The sequence below is a fragment of the Serratia sp. ID 25-353 genome, from assembly GCF_054792795.1.
Genome location: NZ_CM139236.1, coordinates 3,670,558 through 3,689,102, shown reverse-complemented (window position 1 = coordinate 3,689,102; position 18,545 = coordinate 3,670,558). Strand labels below are relative to the sequence as shown.

The 18,545-nt window shown below is 59.3% G+C and carries 21 protein-coding genes; 2 read left to right on the top strand and 19 right to left on the bottom strand.

The features are described from left to right. The first annotated feature begins 200 nt into the window (after positions 1 to 200). Positions 201 to 1,223: a LacI family DNA-binding transcriptional regulator gene (locus ACYF6X_RS17850; protein ID WP_130018729.1), complete on the top strand. Its 1,023-nt coding sequence runs from the start codon at positions 201 to 203 to the stop codon at positions 1,221 to 1,223. A gap of 160 nt (positions 1,224 to 1,383) precedes the next feature. On the opposite strand, the gene ACYF6X_RS17845 is transcribed toward ACYF6X_RS17850, so the two are convergent. From ACYF6X_RS17845 to ACYF6X_RS17785, 13 genes are all read right to left on the bottom strand, one after another. Then, positions 1,384 to 1,647, bottom strand: coding sequence for a hypothetical protein (locus ACYF6X_RS17845; protein WP_063991538.1), 264 nt, complete (start codon positions 1,645 to 1,647; stop codon positions 1,384 to 1,386). 109 nt (positions 1,648 to 1,756) lie between these two features. Continuing rightward, a complete protein-coding gene (gene yjiA / locus ACYF6X_RS17840) occupies positions 1,757 to 2,719 on the bottom strand; it encodes a GTPase (RefSeq protein WP_130018728.1) in 963 nt (320 codons plus the stop codon). 21 nt (positions 2,720 to 2,740) lie between these two features. Then, on the bottom strand, positions 2,741 to 2,944 hold the full coding sequence (locus ACYF6X_RS17835) for a YbdD/YjiX family protein (RefSeq protein WP_004953088.1): 204 nt from the start codon (positions 2,942 to 2,944) through the stop codon (positions 2,741 to 2,743). 214 nt (positions 2,945 to 3,158) lie between these two features. Continuing rightward, positions 3,159 to 5,339 carry a carbon starvation CstA family protein gene (locus ACYF6X_RS17830; RefSeq protein ID WP_130018727.1) on the bottom strand — a complete coding sequence of 727 codons (2,181 nt, stop codon included), beginning with the start codon at positions 5,337 to 5,339 and terminating at the stop codon, positions 3,159 to 3,161. 260 nt (positions 5,340 to 5,599) lie between these two features. After that, positions 5,600 to 6,484 carry a LysR family transcriptional regulator gene (locus tag ACYF6X_RS17825; protein WP_107226685.1) on the bottom strand — a complete coding sequence of 295 codons (885 nt, stop codon included), beginning with the start codon at positions 6,482 to 6,484 and terminating at the stop codon, positions 5,600 to 5,602. 27 nt (positions 6,485 to 6,511) lie between these two features. Then, positions 6,512 to 7,204 (bottom strand): MgtC/SapB family protein, encoded by a 693-nt coding sequence (locus tag ACYF6X_RS17820; RefSeq protein WP_019453282.1) that lies wholly within the window; start codon positions 7,202 to 7,204, stop codon positions 6,512 to 6,514. Positions 7,205 to 7,316: 112 nt separating this feature from the next. After that, entirely contained in the window at positions 7,317 to 8,096 is a 780-nt protein-coding gene (locus ACYF6X_RS17815) for an ABC transporter ATP-binding protein (protein WP_063991534.1), read from the bottom strand. A 585-nt stretch (positions 8,097 to 8,681) separates the two neighbouring features. Then, the gene (locus ACYF6X_RS17810; protein WP_130018726.1) at positions 8,682 to 9,764 is read right to left on the bottom strand and encodes a porin; all 1,083 of its coding nucleotides are present in this window, start codon (positions 9,762 to 9,764) and stop codon (positions 8,682 to 8,684) included. A gap of 32 nt (positions 9,765 to 9,796) precedes the next feature. Further along, positions 9,797 to 10,588, bottom strand: coding sequence for an ABC transporter ATP-binding protein (locus tag ACYF6X_RS17805; RefSeq protein WP_130018725.1), 792 nt, complete (start codon positions 10,586 to 10,588; stop codon positions 9,797 to 9,799). A gap of 15 nt (positions 10,589 to 10,603) precedes the next feature. Beyond that, positions 10,604 to 12,130 (bottom strand): ABC transporter permease subunit, encoded by a 1,527-nt coding sequence (locus ACYF6X_RS17800; RefSeq protein WP_130018724.1) that lies wholly within the window; start codon positions 12,128 to 12,130, stop codon positions 10,604 to 10,606. Between the two features lie 678 nt (positions 12,131 to 12,808). Next, positions 12,809 to 13,498 carry a trehalose-6-phosphate synthase gene (locus ACYF6X_RS17795; protein WP_130018723.1) on the bottom strand — a complete coding sequence of 230 codons (690 nt, stop codon included), beginning with the start codon at positions 13,496 to 13,498 and terminating at the stop codon, positions 12,809 to 12,811. A gap of 14 nt (positions 13,499 to 13,512) precedes the next feature. Further along, the gene (locus ACYF6X_RS17790) at positions 13,513 to 13,923 is read right to left on the bottom strand and encodes a GNAT family N-acetyltransferase (protein WP_130018722.1); all 411 of its coding nucleotides are present in this window, start codon (positions 13,921 to 13,923) and stop codon (positions 13,513 to 13,515) included. A gap of 28 nt (positions 13,924 to 13,951) precedes the next feature. Next, positions 13,952 to 15,322: a glutamine synthetase family protein gene (locus ACYF6X_RS17785; RefSeq protein ID WP_130018721.1), complete on the bottom strand. Its 1,371-nt coding sequence runs from the start codon at positions 15,320 to 15,322 to the stop codon at positions 13,952 to 13,954. A 245-nt stretch (positions 15,323 to 15,567) separates the two neighbouring features. Here ACYF6X_RS17785 and ACYF6X_RS17780 point away from each other — a divergent pair, with 245 nt between their 5' ends. Further along, positions 15,568 to 15,885 (top strand): hypothetical protein, encoded by a 318-nt coding sequence (locus ACYF6X_RS17780; RefSeq protein WP_089186802.1) that lies wholly within the window; start codon positions 15,568 to 15,570, stop codon positions 15,883 to 15,885. Here the strand turns inward: ACYF6X_RS17780 and ACYF6X_RS17775 are convergent. From ACYF6X_RS17775 to ACYF6X_RS17750, 6 genes are all read right to left on the bottom strand, one after another. Further along, positions 15,876 to 16,271 (bottom strand): hypothetical protein, encoded by a 396-nt coding sequence (locus ACYF6X_RS17775; RefSeq protein ID WP_130018720.1) that lies wholly within the window; start codon positions 16,269 to 16,271, stop codon positions 15,876 to 15,878. The two genes, ACYF6X_RS17780 and ACYF6X_RS17775, sit on opposite strands and share 10 nt — an antisense overlap. Positions 16,272 to 16,284: 13 nt before the next feature. Then, on the bottom strand, positions 16,285 to 16,677 hold the full coding sequence (locus tag ACYF6X_RS17770; protein ID WP_130018719.1) for a hypothetical protein: 393 nt from the start codon (positions 16,675 to 16,677) through the stop codon (positions 16,285 to 16,287). 27 nt (positions 16,678 to 16,704) lie between these two features. Continuing rightward, complete coding sequence (locus ACYF6X_RS17765) at positions 16,705 to 17,094, bottom strand: hypothetical protein (RefSeq protein ID WP_063991525.1); 390 nt, start codon at positions 17,092 to 17,094, stop codon at positions 16,705 to 16,707. After that, entirely contained in the window at positions 17,094 to 17,255 is a 162-nt protein-coding gene (locus ACYF6X_RS17760) for a hypothetical protein (protein ID WP_230200983.1), read from the bottom strand. Before ACYF6X_RS17760 ends, ACYF6X_RS17765 begins: the two co-directional genes overlap by 1 nt. 129 nt (positions 17,256 to 17,384) lie before the next feature. Further along, complete coding sequence (locus tag ACYF6X_RS17755) at positions 17,385 to 17,795, bottom strand: putative T6SS immunity periplasmic lipoprotein (protein ID WP_130018718.1); 411 nt, start codon at positions 17,793 to 17,795, stop codon at positions 17,385 to 17,387. Then, complete coding sequence (locus ACYF6X_RS17750) at positions 17,792 to 18,331, bottom strand: hypothetical protein (protein WP_130018717.1); 540 nt, start codon at positions 18,329 to 18,331, stop codon at positions 17,792 to 17,794. Before ACYF6X_RS17750 ends, ACYF6X_RS17755 begins: the two co-directional genes overlap by 4 nt. Positions 18,332 to 18,545 lie beyond the last annotated feature (214 nt).

The following is an 18,545-nucleotide window of genomic DNA, read 5'->3' as shown; positions in this document are numbered from 1 at the left end:
AACGCCCATAAGAAACCGGTTTCACAAAATCATGTATTGGTGTTTTGTTGTTGGCAAGAACTATGATTTTTGGTGTTTCGTTTTCGTGATCTGGATCGCCAGAGGTAAGTACGCATCGACGCACAGGGGCGTGAAAGCGTTCCAAACGCCGGGCGTCTTGGGTAGACTGCGCTGAACCCATGGATTTTGGCGGCGCACAGATGGCAACGATACTCGAGGTGGCGAAAAAGGCCGGCGTTTCAAAGGCGACGGTGTCGCGCGTGTTGTCCGGCAGCGGCTATGTCAGCGAGGAGAAACGCGCGTTGGTGGATAAAGCCATCGCGGAAACCGGCTATCGGCCCAACCTGCTGGCGCGCAGCCTGGCGACCAACACCACTCAAACCCTCGGCCTGGTGGTCACCAACACCCTCTACAGCGGCAACTATTTCAGCGAACTGATGGCGCAGTCGGCGCGCATCATGGAGGCGAACGGCCGCCAGCTGATCCTGGCGGACGGCAAGCACACCGCCGAAGAGGAGCGGGCCGCCATTCAGTTTTTGCTGGATCTGCGCTGCGACGGGGTGATCATCTATCCGCGTTTTCTGTCGATTGCGGAAATGGACGAGATCGTCTCCCAACACCGCCAGCCGATTCTGGTGATCAACCGGCGGCTACGGCTGAACGACAGCTACTGCATCTTCAGCGATCAGCACGCCGCCGGCGCGGCGGCGGTGGCGCACCTGATCGCGCGCGGGCATCGCGACATCGCCTTTATCACCGGTTCGCTCGATTCCCCCACCGGGCTGGAGCGGCTTTCCGGCTACAAATCCGCGCTGGCGCAGCAGGGCATCGCGGTTAACGAGGCGTTGATCGTCGAAGGAAGATGGCACGCGCAAAGCGGCGTGGCGGCGGTCGATGCGCTGCTGGCCGGCGGGCAGCCGTTCAGCGCCATCGTCGCCGGCAACGACGAGATGGCCATCGGTGCGATGAAGCGGCTGGCGGAGCGCGGCGTGGCGGTGCCGGAGGCGGTATCGGTCATCGGCTTCGACGACATCCCGCTGGCGCCCTATACCGTGCCGTCGCTGTCGAGCATGAAGATGCCGGTCACCGAGATGATCCAGGAGACCATCAACCGCCTGCTGTCGATGCTGGACGGCGGCGAGCTGAGCAAACGCCCCAGCTTCCCGGCCAGCCTGATCGAGCGCGACTCGGTGGCGGCGGGGCCGTATTTTCAAAAGAGGTAAAACGGTCGGATTGGCTTATTGTTCGCCACGGTAAGTCATGTAAATTTTCTGTACTTCAGGATCGTCCATGCTGCCGTAGGAGATATTTTCTTTATCCAAGCCATCCAGGCCTTATTTTGCAGATAGCCGTTGGCATCAAAATCGCCGAAAGGATCAAACATCATGCTTTGAATTTCTTGCGAACGGCCCTCTGTTCGCGGAAATAACGCCCCTGAAGACTGAGAATTTCAGACTTGGTCAGGACACCTTTTCGTTTAAGGTTAACCAGTAATTGTTCCACCTCATCCAATTCGACAGCATCGTCAGCCAGACCGGTAATGGCCACCGCCATACGGCTCATGCCGTCGCGGTAATGTGTAATTTCATGGTCTTTAGCCAGTTTATGGACATAGCTGGCAACGTTAACGATAGCTCTTTGGGTCATGGGGCATCCTCCATTATTGGTCATATTTTAGCATGCCAACACGGCGATGTCGCTAAAGCGCAGCGCGTTGCGATGCGTCAGCGTGCCCCGTGGGCGCGGTTTTTCGCCCTTACCCCAGCCCCCCAATCCTTCCCCGAATCTCCTCCTCCGGCAGATCCACGCCAATAAACACCAGCGTGCTCTTGCGTTCTTCCTCTGGCAGCCACTCCCGATCCCAGTCGGCGTTATACAGCCGCTGTACGCCCTGGAACAGCAGGCGGCGCGGCTCGTCTTCGATAAACAGAATGCCTTTGTAGCGCAGTAGGTTGTCGGCGTATTCCAGCAGCAGGCCTTCCATCACGTCGGAGATTTGCATCAGCGGCAGCGGGCGTTCCAGCGTCACGACAATTGAGCGGATGTCGCTCTGCGGCTGCGGGATGCGGCGGAACAGCGGGGTGGCTGGCGTCAGGTTGAGCTTGTCGTTCAGCGTAAAGCCTTCGATGTCGAACAGCACGCTCAGATCGATGTCGCCGTGCGTCACCTGGTAGACCGGCGCACGGGCGTTCATCCGCTGCAGCCGCTGGATCAGCGCCTCGCAGTCCGGCGCCACGTCGGTTTTGGTCAGCAGGAGGCGGTCGGCGTAGCCCACCTGCGCCTGGGCGATGCTGAACTGGCTCAACTGCTGCTCGGCGTGCGCCGCGTCCACCAGGGTGATGATGCCGTCCAGCAGGAAGCGCTCGCACAGGATCTCGTGCGAGAAAAAGGTCTGGGTAATCGGGCCGGGATCGGCCATGCCGGTGCATTCGATGATCAGCCGATCGAATGCCAGCTGGCCGCTGTCAACGCCGTCCAGCAGATCCAGCAGTGCGTCCGCCAGTTCGTTGGACTTGCTGCAGCAGATGCAGCCGTTGCTCAACGTGGTGATGCGGCTGGCGCGATCGCCGATCAGCGCGTCGTCGATTGGCACTTCGCCGAACTCGTTTTCGATGACCGCGATTTTATAGCCGTGTTCGGCGTTCAGGATGTGGCGCAGCAGGGTGGTTTTGCCGGCGCCCAAAAAGCCGGTCAGGATGGTGACTGCAATGGGTTTCATACGGATCCTTGTGACTGCGGGTTAACAGCAGCGCATGCCGCCTTTGCCGTCGCCGCCGTAGCGCGCTTGCTGGCGCTCGCGGAAAAATTCTTTATAGGTCATCACCGGCTTGTCCGGGTGGTTGTCTTTCATGTGCTGGACGTAGGTATCGTAGTCAGGCACGCCCACCAACATGCGCGCTGCCTGCCCGAGGTACTTCCCCGCCTGGCCGAGATTTCCGAACATAGTTTCTTATTCCCAAATACCCTGCTTACCCTTCGTCTTTCGAACCGCAGCGGTGTTGGCTGCATTCCCGAACCCCAGTCACTTACTTGAGTAAGCTCCTGGGGATTCGCTCACTTGCCGCCTTGCTGCGGCCCGAAATCCTTTGGGTACCGGTTAGCTTTCATGTCGGTACTGCATAACTGATTTCATTATGCAGGGTATCCGTTAAATCACATCAATGCTGGGTCGAAACTTTGACCTCCCCCTCAGTTACGCCGTCGGCGGGCGTGGCCTGCGGCACCGGCACGTAAGGCGTTTCCTGATCGGTGCGTTTCGGGTTTTTGTGCGCCGCCAGCGCGGTTTTCACCCCGTAGAAGATGATGCTGTACACCACCAGCAGGAACAGAATGCTCAGCCCGGCGTTGGTGTAGTTGTTCACCACGATGTGGTTCATGTTGGCGATCTGCTGGGCGCTCAGCTCGGCGCCGCCTTCGGCGATCTTGCGCTTATACTCGCCGGCCAGGAAGAAGAAGCCTTCCAGCTGCGGGTTGTCGCTGAACAGCTTCAGGCCCAGCGCGTAGGTGGTGCAGATCAGCAGCCACACCGCCGGCAGCACGGTCACCCAGATGTATTGGGTGCGCTTCATCTTAATCAGCACCACGGTGCCCAGCACCAGCGCCACGGCGGCCAGCATCTGGTTGGAGATGCCGAACAGCGGCCACAGGCTCTTCACGCCGCCGAGCGGATCCACCACGCCCTGATACAGCAGGTAGCCCCACAGCCCGACGCAGCCGGCGGTGCCGACGATGCCGGCCACCAGCGAGTCGGTTTTCTTCAGGAACGGCACGAAGTTGCCCAGCAGATCCTGCAGCATAAAGCGGCCGGAGCGGGTGCCGGCGTCCAGTGCGGTCAGGATGAACAGCGCTTCGAACAGAATGCCGAAGTGGTACCAGAAGCCCATGTTGGCGCCCGGGATGATCTGATGGAACACGTGGGCGATGCCCACCGCCAGCGTTGGCGCGCCGCCGGCGCGGTTCAGCACCGAAGGTTCGCCGATGTCGGTGGCGGTCTGCAGGATCTGTTCCGGGCTGATGACGAAGCCCCAGGAGCTGACCGCCGCCGCCGCGTGCACGGTCACGTCCTTCAGCGAAGCCATGATCATCGGCGCGTCTTCGGTGCCTAAGCGGTGCAGATCCGGCATGGTGATGCCCAGCGCCGCCGGCGGGGTGTTCATGGCGAAGTACAGGCCCGGCTCGATGATGGACGCCGCCACCAGCGCCATGATGGCGACGAAGGACTCCATCAGCATCGCGCCGTAGCCGATAAAGCGCGCGTCGGTCTCATTGGCCAGCAGCTTCGGCGTGGTGCCGGAGGCGATCAGCGCATGGAAGCCGGAGACCGCGCCGCAGGCGATGGTGATGAACAGGAACGGGAACAGGGTACCTTTCCACACCGGGCCGGTGCCGTCGACGAACTGGGTGACCGCCGGCATTTTCAGCTCAGGGTTGAGGATCACGATGCCGATCGCCAGCCCGACGATCACGCCGATTTTCAGGAAAGTGGCCAGGTAGTCGCGCGGCGCCAGGATCAGCCACACCGGCAGCAGGGCGGAGATGAACGCGTAGCCGATCAGCGTGAAGGTGATGGTGGTGTCTTTAAAGGTCAGCGCCGGGCCCCAGTACGGGTCGTGCGCCACCACGCCGCCGAACCAGATGGCGGCCACCAGCAGCACGATGCCGATGACTGACACTTCACCCACGCGGCCGGGGCGCAGATAGCGCATGTAGATGCCCATAAACAGCGCGATCGGCACGGTGGAGCAGACGGTGAACACGCCCCACGGGCTCTCCGCCAGCGCTTTCACTACGATCAGCGCCAGCACCGCCAGGATGATGATCATGATCAGGAAGCAGCCGAACAGCGCGATGGTGCCCGGTATCGGCCCCATCTCTTTTTTGATGATCTCACCGAGCGAGGCGCCGTTGCGGCGCGAGGAGATGAACAGCACCATAAAGTCCTGCACCGCCCCCGCCAGCACCACGCCGCCCAGCAGCCACAGCGTGCCGGGCAGGTAGCCGACCTGCGCGGCCAGCACCGGCCCCACCAGCGGTCCGGCGCCGGCGATGGCGGCGAAGTGGTGGCCGAACAGCACGTTCTTGTTGGTCGGCACGTAGTTCAGGCCGTCGTTGTTGACCACCGCCGGGGTGGCGCGGCCGGCGTCCAGCTTCATCACCTTGGTGGCGATGTACAGGCTGTAGTAGCGGTAGGCCACCAGATACACCGCCACCGAAGCGACGACGATCCACAGCGCGCTGATGTGTTCGCCGCGGCGCAGCGCTACCACGCCGAGGCAGGCTGCGCCGAGTATCCCCAGCAGCATCCACGGAATGTGCTTTAAAATCCCCTCTCGTTTCATGAGGTATCCTTAATTCCAGTCTGCAAATATGAATGAACTCATCCGCTTGTAAGAGATGTCAGAGTGGCGCGGTGAGCCGTAGCGTCTTTCCCGAGGTAAGGCGGGTTTAGGAACAGCTCATCATCGCCGGGGGTAAGGGGGGAAGACAGGCGTATTTCGCTCAGCGGTCAGATTCGCCGGGTGAACGGTTGGATTAGCGGGGTAAGCGGTTGGCGGCCAGGAGAAGAGAGTCGGCCGCCGGCGGGCGGCGGCCTGTCTCCTCAAACCGTCTGCATGGCCTGCAGCAGGTGGATAAACGCGGCGCTGAGCGGCGGCGTGGCCGGCTCATGGCGGGTAAAGACGTAAAAGCGCGCGCTGATGTCGATCTCCTGCGTCGGGATTTTCTGCAGGTGCAGCTGCGGGGCGTAGTGTGCGACCACCCGATCGCTCAGCAGCGCGATATAGCCCTGCTGCCTGACCAGGCACCAGGTCGCCAGAAAGGAGTCGGTCTCGACGATCTGGCCATGCGGCGTGTAGCGTTCGGCGATCTCGCGGATGGCGGCATGCCCCACCGAGCAGGAGCGCGGCACCACCCATTTGGCTTCGGCCGGCGGCTGCCCGGCTGCGGTACGGTCGCCTCCCTGATAGAGCGAGAAGCGCTCGCTTTTCAGCGCCTGCATGGCCAGATCGGCGCCGCCCGCCGCGCCGTTCAGGCTGCTGACCGCCAAATCCAGCTCGCAGTTTCGCAGCCGGGCCAGCAGGCCTTCCGGGCCGTCTTCCACCACCGTCACCCGGGTATGCGGGTAGCGGCGGTTGAAGCCTTCGAGCACCTGAGGCAGGTAGCACAGCAGCGGATCGACGCTCATCCCCACCCGCAGGCGCTTCTCGCCGTCAGCGCTCAGGCCGCGCAGTTCGTCAAACGCGTTGAGCAACTGATTGGTGGCGGCGTCTATCCGCCGGTAAAACAGCTCACCGACCGCCGTCAGGCGCACGCCGCGGTTGCTGCGCTCCAGCAGCCGCGCGCCGATGGTCATTTCCAGCTCTTTCAGCACCCGGCTGAGCGTCGGTTGCGAGATGGCCAGCTTTTTCGCGGCCTCGTGCAAACTTCCACAGTGGACAATGTCTTTGAACATCGTCAGATGAGCCAGTTTTGGCATGGTTTTCATGGTTGATCTCCCTGGAAGTGAACGGCATCAGCCGGAGCCGGCGATGCGGCTGTAATAGGCCTGTTTCATCATGCTGTCGTTCAGCAATTTATTGATGGTCTGGTCGAGCACCGGCGTGGTGACGGAGGCCGGCATCAGCGTGGCGGTGATCTCCACGTCGTCGTCGCCAAAGGGTTCGATATCCAGATGCGAGATAAAGCAGTTTTCCCCTTGCAGCACCTGTTTGAATTTGGCCAGCGCCTCACGCTGCTCATGCTCGAAGGCAATGACGCAAATCTGGTAGGTGGATTCGCCGTTAACGTCATTGAAGGGTTGTTTGTTGACCATATTGACCAGGGGGCGCAACAGGGTGTTGGCGGCGAGCACGAACAGCGTGGCGGCCAGCGCATCGCCGTACAGGCCGCAGCCGGCACAGGCGCCGACCGCCGCGGAGCCCCAGAGCGTGGCGGCGGTGTTCAGGCCGCGGATGTTCATCCCTTCCTTCATGATGGCCCCGGCGCCGAGAAAGCCGACGCCGGAGACCACGTAGGAAATGACGCGCACCGCGCCGCCGCTGCCGTCGATGGTCATGGCCAGATGGACGAAGATCGCCGCGCTGGTGGCCACCAGCGTGTTGGTGCGCAGCCCGGCGGTGCGCTGGCGGAACTGTCTTTCGTAGCCGATGGCGGCGCCCAGGACGGACGCGGTCAGCAGCGTCAGCAGTGTATGAATGAAATGCATGATAATAACTCGATGTATTATCCGCTTATCATGAGCCACCCGTGGCGGGGTAACTCTTGATAAACAGGTAGTTAAGTTGGCGGGATTCCGTCCCGCCAGTCCAGGGCGGCGCTCAGTGCGCGGCGGCGATCTGCCGGCTGAGCGTCTCGCTGATTTTGTCCGTCAGCGGCTGCATCCCCTCGCGGGTGCGCGCCTCGCGGCGCTGCGTGATGTGATAGCAGCCGTCGAGGGTGCCGGCGCCCAGCAGGAGGATGCGGTCAGACATCATCACCGCTTCCTCTACGCTGTGGGTGACCAGTACGATGGAGCGGGTTTTGATCTGGCGCGTGCTCCAGATACGCAGCAGATCGCTGCGCAGGTGTTCGCCGGTATAGACGTCCAGCGCGGAAAAGGGCTCGTCCAGCAACAGCAGCATCGGTTCTACCGCCAGCGCGCGCGCGAAGCCGACCCGCTGGCGCATGCCGCCGGAAAGCTCGCGCGGGTAGGCGTCGCGGTAGGGCGCGAGCCCGACCAGATCGAGCATTTTCAGCGTTTGGGCTTCGACCACCTGCGGCGGCAGATCCTGCGCCTGCAGCCCGAAGGCGATATTTTGGTAGACGTTCAGCCACGGGAAAATGGCGAAGGTCTGGAACACCATGTTGATCTGCGGATTCGGCCCCGAGACTTTTTTATCCCCCAGCATCACGGTGCCCAGATCCGGCGCGATCAGGCCGGAAAGAATGCGCAGCAGGGTGGATTTGCCCGAGCCGGACTGCCCCAAGATGCTGACGACCTCGTTGTCGTAAAGGCGCAAATTGATTTCATTCAGTACCAGACGTTTTTCTTTACCGGTAGGCTGAACGCTTTTGCTGACGTTATTGACCGTCAGCAGCGTGGTTTTTTTTACCATCATGATCCGTCTCCACCCAATTAAAAATATGAGCATGGAAAAAGGGCCGATATTTATCGCCGGGCAGGCGTAAAATAAATGCGGGTGCAAATAAGCCTGACCGTTATCGGACTGTTAATACGCTTATGCTGGAGGGGTTAGCCCATCGGGCGTGCCGGTGCGGCATGCGCGCAGGCCAGAGGCTGAAGGGTAAAGCGAAGGGATGCTATAACTGACTCATATCCTGACACTTTCAGGATGCAATGGGATGACTATTGCTCCTGTGACCTCAGCGATTCCAACAATAAAATAAACAACCAACTGTCGCCGTCCATATCATTCTCCCGTTATTTTTCGTGTGGCCATAATACGCGTGCCATAGCCTGTTATTCAATGTGGTTACGCCGAATTATGGCGGCAAAATGTAATTTAATATGAATGCGGGAAAGATTTTCTTTATTCATTAAACGGGGCGTAAACGGAAGGCGCAAGAATGAATATAGGAATCATTTTACGGAAATATAAACCTGAATTAAACGAGAGAATAAGAGGCGAGCGGAAAGTCACATAATAAACCGGCCGGAGAGCGCCCTCCGGCCGGGATGGGGATCAGAACTGATACATGATGCCGGTTTCGACGATGTCGTCGGCGCCGGCGCCGACGGCGTTCTGCTGTTGCAGCAGGTTGAGTTTGTACTCCACGTAGGTAGACATGTTGGCGTTGAAGCTGTAATTCAGCGCCAGATCCAGGTATTTGACCAGATCGGCGTCGCCGATGCCGGGCAGGTTGCGGCCGCGCGTTTGCAGGTAGGCCAGCGAGGGCGTGACGCCGGAATCGAAGTGATACTGCGCGACCGCCTCGACGGCGTCCGCGCGGGGGGCGAAGCCGGCGTAGCGATTGCCGTCGACGTAGGTCATGTTCTCGGTGCGCGCGTAGCTTGCCGCCAGGTAGAGGTTGTCCTGGTCGTATTTCAGCCCCAGCGTCCAGGCCCGGGCGCGATCGCCGTCAGCCAGGCCGAAGCGCTGTTGCGCCAGGGTGCGCGCAGAGTTGGCGTAGGCGGCGCCAACGTTGAGCCCCACGCCGGTATCGTAGGTGGCGGAAAAGGCGTAGCCATCGCCGTTTTGCGTCTGGATATCCTTCGCCCGTTGAGCGTCGTCCCCCCGATTCTTCCCCTGATATTGCAGGCCGAGATCCAGGCCGTCGACCAGACCGCCCAGGCTGCGGTTGTGGTAGGTCAGCAGGCCGTTGGCGCGGCCGGTCATAAAGTTGTCGGCCGCTTCGTAGCTGTCGTTGCCGAATTCAGGCAGCACGTCCGTCCAGCCGGCAACGTCATACAGCAGGCCGTAGTTGCGGCCGTAATCCAGACTGCCCCAGTGGCCGAACGTCAATCCGGCAAAGCCCAGGCGGGTATAGCTGTCGCCCGGCCCGGCGCTCTCCGGCTGATCGAGCCCTGCCTGATATTCCCATTGGCCATACCCCGTCAGCCCGTCGCCGATCTGCGTCTCGCCTTTGAAGCCGAAGCGGGTATAGGAGCGGTCGCCGTTATTGTCGGCGTCGCTGCTGAAGTCATGCACGCCGTTCAGTTGGCCGTACAGATCCAGTTTATTGCCGTCTTTATTGACGATTTCTGCGCCGGTGGCGGCGGCCGGCAGCAGGATGAACAGCGTCATCAGCACGCTTTTATGGTTCATTTCAGTTCCCCAAGTGAATGAAAACAGGGCCGTTAACCGGCCGATTGCGCTTGCGCGATTTTTTTGTACAGGCAGCTGCGGATCCGATCGGTGAGGTGCCGCAGGCTATCCCGGTTGCGCACCGCACGCGGGAGGTTGACGCTGAATTCGTCGTCGATCCGTTTGCTGGTCGCGTCCAGGATCAGCACCCGATCGGACATCAGCACCGCTTCTTCGACGTCGTGCGTCACCATCACCATGGCGCGCGTGCGCAGCCGGTTGTCTCCCCACAGCGCCAGCAGGTCGCCCCGCAGTTTTTGCGCGGTAAAGATATCGAGGGCGGAGAAGGGTTCGTCCAGCAGCAAGAGGTCGGGCTCTACCGCCAACGCCCGGGCGAAGCCCACCCGTTGACGCATGCCACCCGAGAGCTCGCGCGGCCAGGCGTGCTCATAGCCGGTCAGGCCCACCAGGCGCAGCAGCGCTCCCAGCCGCTCGGCGATCGTCTGCGGCGGCAGCCGTTGCGCCAGTAACCCGAAGGCGATGTTGTCGTACACCGTTAGCCAGGGATAGAGCGCGTAGGACTGAAACACCATGCCGACGTTGGCGCTTGGGCCGTCGACCGGTTTGCCTGCCAGCGTGAGTGTGCCGCTGTCCGGTGGGATCAGCCCGGCCAGCATGCGCAGCAGCGTGGACTTGCCCGAGCCGGATTGCCCCAGAATGGTGACGAACTCGCCGGCGTGCACGGTCAGCGTCACGTCGCGCAGCACGGGGTTGGGGCGCTTGTTTTCGCCGATAAACGTCTTGTTCAGCCGGCGGGCGCTGATAATCACGTCTTGACTCACCATGTTGTTCCTCCTTGATCAGTCATATTTGAATTTGGTTTCCGCGATGCGATACAGCGGTTGCCAGACGAAGATGATGCACAGCGCCACCAGCGCGCACATCGCGGCGCAGCCCAGCGCGGACTCCGGGTTCTTGCCGGCGTCGGTGACGACGGAAATGAACGCGCCCAGCCCGGTGGCGCTGAGGGTGGTGCTGCCCCACTGGATCACCTCGGCGGCGATGGCGCTGTTCCAGGCGCCACCGGCGGCGGAGATGATGCCCGTCACGATGTAGGGGAAAATTGCCGGCAGCATGTAGTAGCGCCACCAGCGGAAGCGGCGCAGCCCGAAGGTTTCGCTGACCTCGGTGATCTGCGTCGGAATGGCGGAAACGCCGGCGATCACGTTAAACAACACGTACCACTGGGTGCCCAACATGATCATCGGGATGGCCCACCAGCCGAGATCCTGATGATAAATGGCGATGAAGGCGGCGATCAGCGGGTAGAAAATGTTGGGCGGAATGGCCGCCAGGATCTGGATGATCGGCTGGAAGATCTTCACCAGCCGCGGATTCATGCCGATCCACACCCCCAGCGGCGTGAAGATCGCCACGCTGAGCAGCATGGCCGCGGCCACGCGCGCGGTGGTGAGCAGCATCCATTCCGGCAGCATGGCGAAGTACTGTTTGGGGAAGTATTCCCACAGCCGGTAACCGAACCAGACGCAGGCCAGCACCACGCCGAGATACCACAGGCTGCGCCACAGCCAGTTCCCCCTGGCGGCGAGCCTGAACAGGCGGTGCAGGCCGAGGGCGTACCACAGCCGCGGCAGCTTGAACAGCCACAGGTCAGCCAGCGCGCGCAGCGTGTGGCCCAGCGCCGCACCGACGTGCGAGAAGGCCAGGCTGTTGTAAAACCACGGATTGCCGAGCGGCCGATTGGCGGTGACGTCTTCGTATTTGAAGCGCGCGGTATAGCGCACCAGCGGGCGGAAAACCAGCTGATCGAGCAGCACGATGTTAGCGGCCAGCGCGACGATCGCATACAGGATCGCCGGCACGTTCTGCTGCGCCAGCGCTTCGGCGATGTAGGAACCGACGCCGGGCAGTTCGACCGAGCGATCGCCGACCGGAATGGCTTCGGAGGCCACCAGGGCGAACCAGGCGGCGGATTGCGACACCATGGCGTTCCACAGCAGGCCCGGCACTGAATAGATGAACTCCAGCCGCCAGAAGCGTTGCCACGGGTTGTAATTGAAGCTGCGTGCGGCTTCATCCAGCTCCTTGGGCACGATGCGCAGCGTCTGATACAGCGTCAGCATCATGTTCCAGGCCTGGCCGGTAAACACCGCGAAGATGGCGGTGCACTCCAGCCCCATCACGCTGTGCGGGTAGAGGTTGAGAAAATACACGGTCGTGAAGGTCAGGAACCCCACCAGCGGCACCGACTCCATAAAGTTGACGAAGGGCAGGATCACCCGGCGCAGCGGCGTATAGCGCGCGGCCAGCACGGCGAAAACCACAGAAAACAGCAGCGACCAGGCCATGCCGAGGAGAAAGCGCATGCTGGTTCTGAGCGAATAATAAAGCAGGTTCCAGGCATCAAGACTAATGGCAGAGACGTTTTGTTCATTGAAGTCACCGTGCATGTCACCCCAGGCACGAATAAAAAAGGCAATGAAAAAAACACCGATGGCGATAACGATAAAGTCATTTAAATAAGACTTTCTGAAAACAGATGTACCCCGGTTATTTTGCATAACGCAATACCTTATTTTTCCCATAAGAAATCCGTCGCCGCTCGGGGAATATGCCCGGCGACACCAGATAAATACCGCCGTAGCGGTTGAGACAGACGTTGTTTTCGCAGCGGGGCGATGGGTGGGCCGGCAGAGCGGGAAAGGCCGTCAGAAGGGGAGCGGTTGCCGCATTCCGTGTCTTTCAGAATGCAACCTGGATGGCATTACTGAAAGACGCCCAATAGCATTAGCGTAAAACTAAAACTTTCATCGCCCATGGGGCCCTCCTCGGTTTAAATATGGCAGGAAGAGGGTAATGTTTTTCGCTAATAAAAAGCAATTGGCGGCGTAGGGTTTTTACGGTTGATGTGTAACAGGATAAATATTCATTTTTTAATCGCTATATCCGGAAAATAAAATAACGCATGGGGGTGGCGATAAAGACGGGGAAATAAATCACGGCGAAATAAAACGGCGCGCCTGAAGGGGGGGCGCCGCCGTAAATCAATAAACCTGCCTGCCGTTGATGCCGGCGGGGAAAATGCCGGTGGCGAAAATATGCCCGTTGGCCTGGATCTGATCGTCGGGCAGCATCTCCAGCGGGAACTCGGCCGCCAGGCAGCTGAGAAAGGCGTTGCGATCGTCCGTGGTGGTAAAGCCGATCAGATCGTAGAACAGCAGCGACGCGATCAGCTGGCGATGTTCCGGGATGCGCCGCAGCAGCGCCGCCGACGGGAACGGCAGGTGGAAGAAGAACGCGCAGGCGTTCAGCAGCCCCTGTTCCTTCAGCGCCTGGGCGCAGGGCAGCAGCTGGTAGTCGTCGATGCAGACGGTGTCGCCGGGGCACAGGTGCTCGCAGGCGATATCGGCAAAACGGCGGTTCAGCTGCCGGTAGGCGCGGTAGTTTTCCGGCGTGAAGTGCGCCTTCTCCGGCTGGTTGTGGAACACCGGCCACAGGCCGTCGTGGTAATAGCCCTGATAGTGGCGGCGAAACTCCTCGATCGACAGCGGAAAGGTCACCTGATCGTAACCGGTGCGTTGGCGGCAACTGATCGGGCGCTGTGCGAAATTCTGCACGTCGCCGTTCCAGCCGAGCCACAGCCCCGGTTCGGCGTCGGCCGCCAGCGTCTGGCCGGCGCAGGCCAGATCCTTACCGTCGCACTGCTTGTTGGAAATCAGCACCAAACGAGACATTGGGGGTCTCCTTATCAGTGAAGGGCGCGCAGGGCGTGCGCCGAACCATCGGCGCGCCAGGGCGCTTGCAGCGCGGGCAGCGTGACGCGCAGGCCGCGCAAGGCCGGATGCGCCAGACAGCAGCGCGTCAGCCAGCTTCCCAGCCCGACGCCGCGGTATTCGGCGCTGACGAACAGTTCGCTCACCGAGGCGAAGGTGGCGTAATCGGTCACCATGCGGGCGAAACCGAGCAGGTGGCGCTTGCGATACAGCCCGAAGCACAGGCCGTGGCGCGCCAGGCGCTCGGCCGCCGCCCGATCCGGCAGGTTGAGGAAACGCTGGATCGCCTCGATATCCAACAGCTGCCGATCGGTGCTGATATGAAAAACGCCTTTGCGCCAGCAGAGCAGCGGCTGCACGGGCGCCCGTTGCGGTTGCATATTCATGATTATCCTTAGGTTAATGAACCGGGGGCTACAGCATCCAGCCGAGTTCGGCGGCGGTGACCTGTTCCTCGAAGCGGCGCAGTTCGGCGCTTTTGCAGGTGTGCCACAGGGTGCAAAACGCCGGGCCGAGCATCTCACGCAGGGGATCGCTGTGGCGGAACAGCGCCAGCGCCTCCTGCTGGCCGAGCGGCAAGGGTGCTGCGTTGTCGCTCTCGCAGCCGTTGGCGGCGGGCGGCAGCGGCAGCGGGTTTTCCAGCCCGTGCAGCAGGCCGCCGAGCATCACCGCCAGCGCCAGATAGGGGTTGGCGTCGGCGCCGGCCAGGCGGTATTCGATGCGCTGGTTGGCGCTGTCGGCGCAGGGCAGGCGCAGCGCCACCGTGCGGTTGTTGTGGCCCCAGGAGGCGCGCAGCGGCACGTGCATGCCGGGGCGGAAGCGGCGAAACGCGTTGATGTTGGGCGCCAGGATCGCCATCGACGCCGGCATCAGCGCCAGCATGCCCGCCATCGCCTGCTGCATGTTGTCGCTCAGTTCGCCCGGCGCGCCGGTCAGCAGGTTCTCGCCGTGCTCGTCCTGCAAACTGATGTGGAAATGCAGCCCGCTGCCGGCGGCGTGGGCGCAGGGCTTGGCCATAAAGCAGGCGTGCTGGTGATGTTGCTCGGCAATCTGCCGCGTCAGGCGTTTCAGCGCCATGATCTGGTCGCAGGCTTCCAGCACGCGCCGGCTGTGATGTAGATTCAGCTCGTACTGGCCGGAGGCGGCTTCGGCCACCACGCCGGTCAACGGCAGGTTTTGCAGGCGGGCGTGCCGTTCGATGTCGCTCAGCAGCGCATGGTGACGCTCGGGCGCATCCACCGCGAAGCTCTGCGTTGGGCAGGTTTCCGCCTCGGCGGGATGCTGCGGATCCTGCAGGTAGAACTCCAGTTCGGCCGCCACCACCGGGAAGCAGTTGCGCTCGTGCAGGCGCTTCAGCACCCGTTGCAGCACCACGCGCGGCTCCAGCTCGCAGGCGCCGCCGTCGGCGTTTTGCATCGTCAGCAGCAGCTGGGCGTGGCGTTCGGGATCGCGCGCGCAGGGGCGCAGCGTGCCGGGCACCGGCAGGCACAAGCGGTCCGGCTCGCCCGCCCGTTGCCCCAGCCCACTTTCTTCAATCACCCGGCCGTGCAGATCCAGGGCGTAGATCGATAGCGGGAAGTAGCAGCCTTTCTCCAGCCCAAAGGCTTCGGCGATCGGCAGCCGCTTGCCGCGCAGCTGGCCGTTCAGATCGTGCAGATAAATATCCAGCTGTTCGGTCTGCGGATAGCGCTGCAGGTAGTGTTCCAGCTCTTTGTGGAAGGTGCGCGTTGGCGAAGCGGGCAGCTCCGCCAGCAGCGGATTGAAGCCGATGATATTAGCATGCATGGCGCGCTCCAGAACGGCGACCGATCACGGCCAGAGGCAGGGATAAACGCATGGGACAACTCTCTTGTGAGGCCATAGTGGCGTTGTGAAAAGGGTATCTGCGGCGGCAAAAACTGTCTGTAAAAACGCCGTAACGTTAACGGGGCGCGGAATAAAAATGCCGTAAAGAATGCGGCGGCGTTGGCGGGTTGGCCGCGCCGGCACGGTCTATACTGGCGAGACGGGCCGTTGAAGGAGAGATAACGATGAAGAAAATAGGGCTGCTTATCGCCGCGCTGGCCGCGTTCAACGCCACCGCGTCTTCCCCACAGGCGTGGGCCGAGAGCGAAAGGGCGATGCGCGCCGCCTGCCTGAAAGCCAGCGGGCTAAAAAACGCCAGGGTGGAAGGGGCGATCGTTCACTACGGCGATGACGTCGGCTATTCGGCGCTGTTTATCGGCGGGCGCTACCCGCAGCCGTTTATGAAAAACAAGCCGGGCAGGGAGCTGTGCTTATATCAGCGCGCCACGCAGAAGGCGGCGGTGCAGGCGGTGGAGGGGAGCAACGCGTCTGCTCAACCTTGATGCTTGATGAGGTAAATAAAAATACAACCCACGGCGATAATAACGGCCTCTACGAGCAAAAGTATAAAATCCATCGCCAGCCACTTCTGTAGCTCAGGAGAGGTAGTTTTTTGCACGAAGTCGTAGGTTTTCGCATCGAGCCAAACTTGATCCCTTATTTTTATTTTTCTCCTTTTCAGGATCCAAAGAAACCACTGTGCCTTTAATGAGATACCTAGCATGCCGAGGCCGTCGGCAAAGGCGACGTAGGGCGGAATAAAATGTCCGCTGCCGGCGTAACGTTGATAGAAAGCATCAAACTCTTTTTTATGGCGACGGTAACCAATGAACTGGATGAAGGCGCTTAAAACCAGCAGCGTTGAGCATAATATGACAAGGGTTTTCATTGAGTAGCCTGAATCACGACATTCTCGCTATCAACATAAAGATCAATGCCATGATGAAGAGCACGCCTTCCAGCGCCAAAAGCGTGCCGTTGTTTTTCATCCAGGTCTGCAAGCGCTCAGATGATGAAAGACGAACAAATTCATAGGTCTTGGCGGTAAGATATTGGTTTTTCTTCACCTTGATTTTCTTGCCGCAAAGGATCCATCTGAACCATTGGGCTTTGATGGAAGTACCTAAAGAGCCGAGGCCATCGGCAATCGCGACGTGAGCAGGGACAAAGTGGCCCTGTTGGATATAGCGTTGATAAAAAACATCGAACTCGCGTTTATAGCGACGAGAGTAAATATCTTGAACAAGCCAACAAAGTAAGAGCAGCGCGGCTGCAATAAGTGATGCTGTTTTCATAAGCCGCCGGCTAAGGTTCAAGGGGCGTTATGCCTTGCTCAAAAAAGCAAAGATACACATCAACGCCAAACACCCCATTTTCAGCACGCTTAAGATGAAGTCTTTTCGAAGCCAGTTTTTGAGGCGTTGAGATGTATTTTCATTTACGAATTCGTAGGTTTTTGGGCTCAGAAAAGCGTTTTTCCCTATCTTTATTTTTCTGCCATTCAATATCCAACGGAACCATTGCGCTTTGATAGATACACCGAGCAAACCAAGGTTATCCGCGAAGATGACAAATGGAGGCAAGGGGTGGGCGCTTTGCACATAACGTTGATAGAATTCAGAAAATTCGTCTTTATAGCGCCGATAGTAAAAGTACTGAACCAGGGCACTAATCAATGTCAGAGTGAAGAACAGAACGATAGCGATTTTCATTATTCACCAAAAATGAAACCAGTAATGCTGTCGGCGGCTGCACCGCCACCCCAACTGCCAGCTGCGCCACCCAGAGCAGCACCTGCTATACCACAAGCTAAAATACCGGTACCAAATGTGGAGGCGCCTAAGACGATACTACAAGCTGTCATTGCTAACATCGCACCACCTTCACCCCCCCAAATCCCCGCCGCAGTACTTGCCGCAAAATGACTGTACCCCTTCACCGCGATCTTGGCGCACTCCTGTTCGCGGCCGAAGTATCATCTGAAAATACAATGATGGGTAGCTTAATGATCGCTACGTAATAGTGTCTTTCCATTATGCTCGATGCTCAAAGTAAAGGTTCTCATGTATTTACGCCTTTCCTTATCGTTATTCATCGAGACGCCGAGCAAGACCGAGTATTCTCCCTCAGCCCAGTTTACTTGCGGATAAGTGACGCATTGCCCGGGTTTCAGGTCAGGCAACGGAGTGACTTCTGGTGAGGTCCAGACGATATGCCATTGCTGTTGTTCCTGCCGTGAGACAATCACTCCCCGGTTTTGCAGGCTGTCGCCGCTGCGAACGCTGTTGATAGGCACGGCAAAGCAAGGTTGGTTGTCTTTTAGCGAGACATCCAACGGATGGTACCAGGGTTGAGTGGATTGACAGCCGTTCAGTAGCAGTGCGCACAGTAACGAGAGATAAAGTCTTATCATGACAAGGTGTTCCGGTTCTTTGGATTGTTCAGGAAAGCTCGCAATACCCATTCATAGCGTTTTTTGATGTCTGGCCCAATAATGCCGCTGTAGTTGGTGATTACTTGAAAGCCATTGCGTCCGAATTTAGTTAGGTAGAAATAGTCAGCAATGATACTTGCCTGTGCCTCCATTCCATAATCGGATAGAAGATGATAATTGGGCAAGGAATACTGATAGGAAACCGCCCAACTAGCCAACCCGCGCAGGCGTACGTTCATGCCTAATTGATATTGCCAGACATGCGCCATTTCATGGATAAACCAATTCTGATCGTAGGCGTTTGCCGTGGCAAAGTCTTCTTGAAAGTGTTTGGGCATAAAATAGAGCGTGCCATTTGGTGTTACGGCCGTATCTTCATGCTGTAAGCCGAAGGGGAAATAGCTGCCGTTATGGACGCGAACGCGGGAGTAATCGACAGCGTTTTTGTAGAGCAGTCTGGCCAATGTGATTTCACCGGCCGTAAGTTTTCTGGCGTTTCCTTGAGTTGTGGCCATGGTTTTAATCCGTTAAAACATGAAAAAAACACCATCGCGAAAGTTCAGGCATGATTAACCCACTTTGTCACAATCTTTTGCGTTCGCTCACAAGATGGAAAGGCAAATGGATGTTGGGTGCAATCTATTGATTGATATGAAAAATGATTTTATTTCTTTTATATATATTCAAAAATAAAAACGCCGGGTTGCGTGCTTTATTACCTCGCCAAAT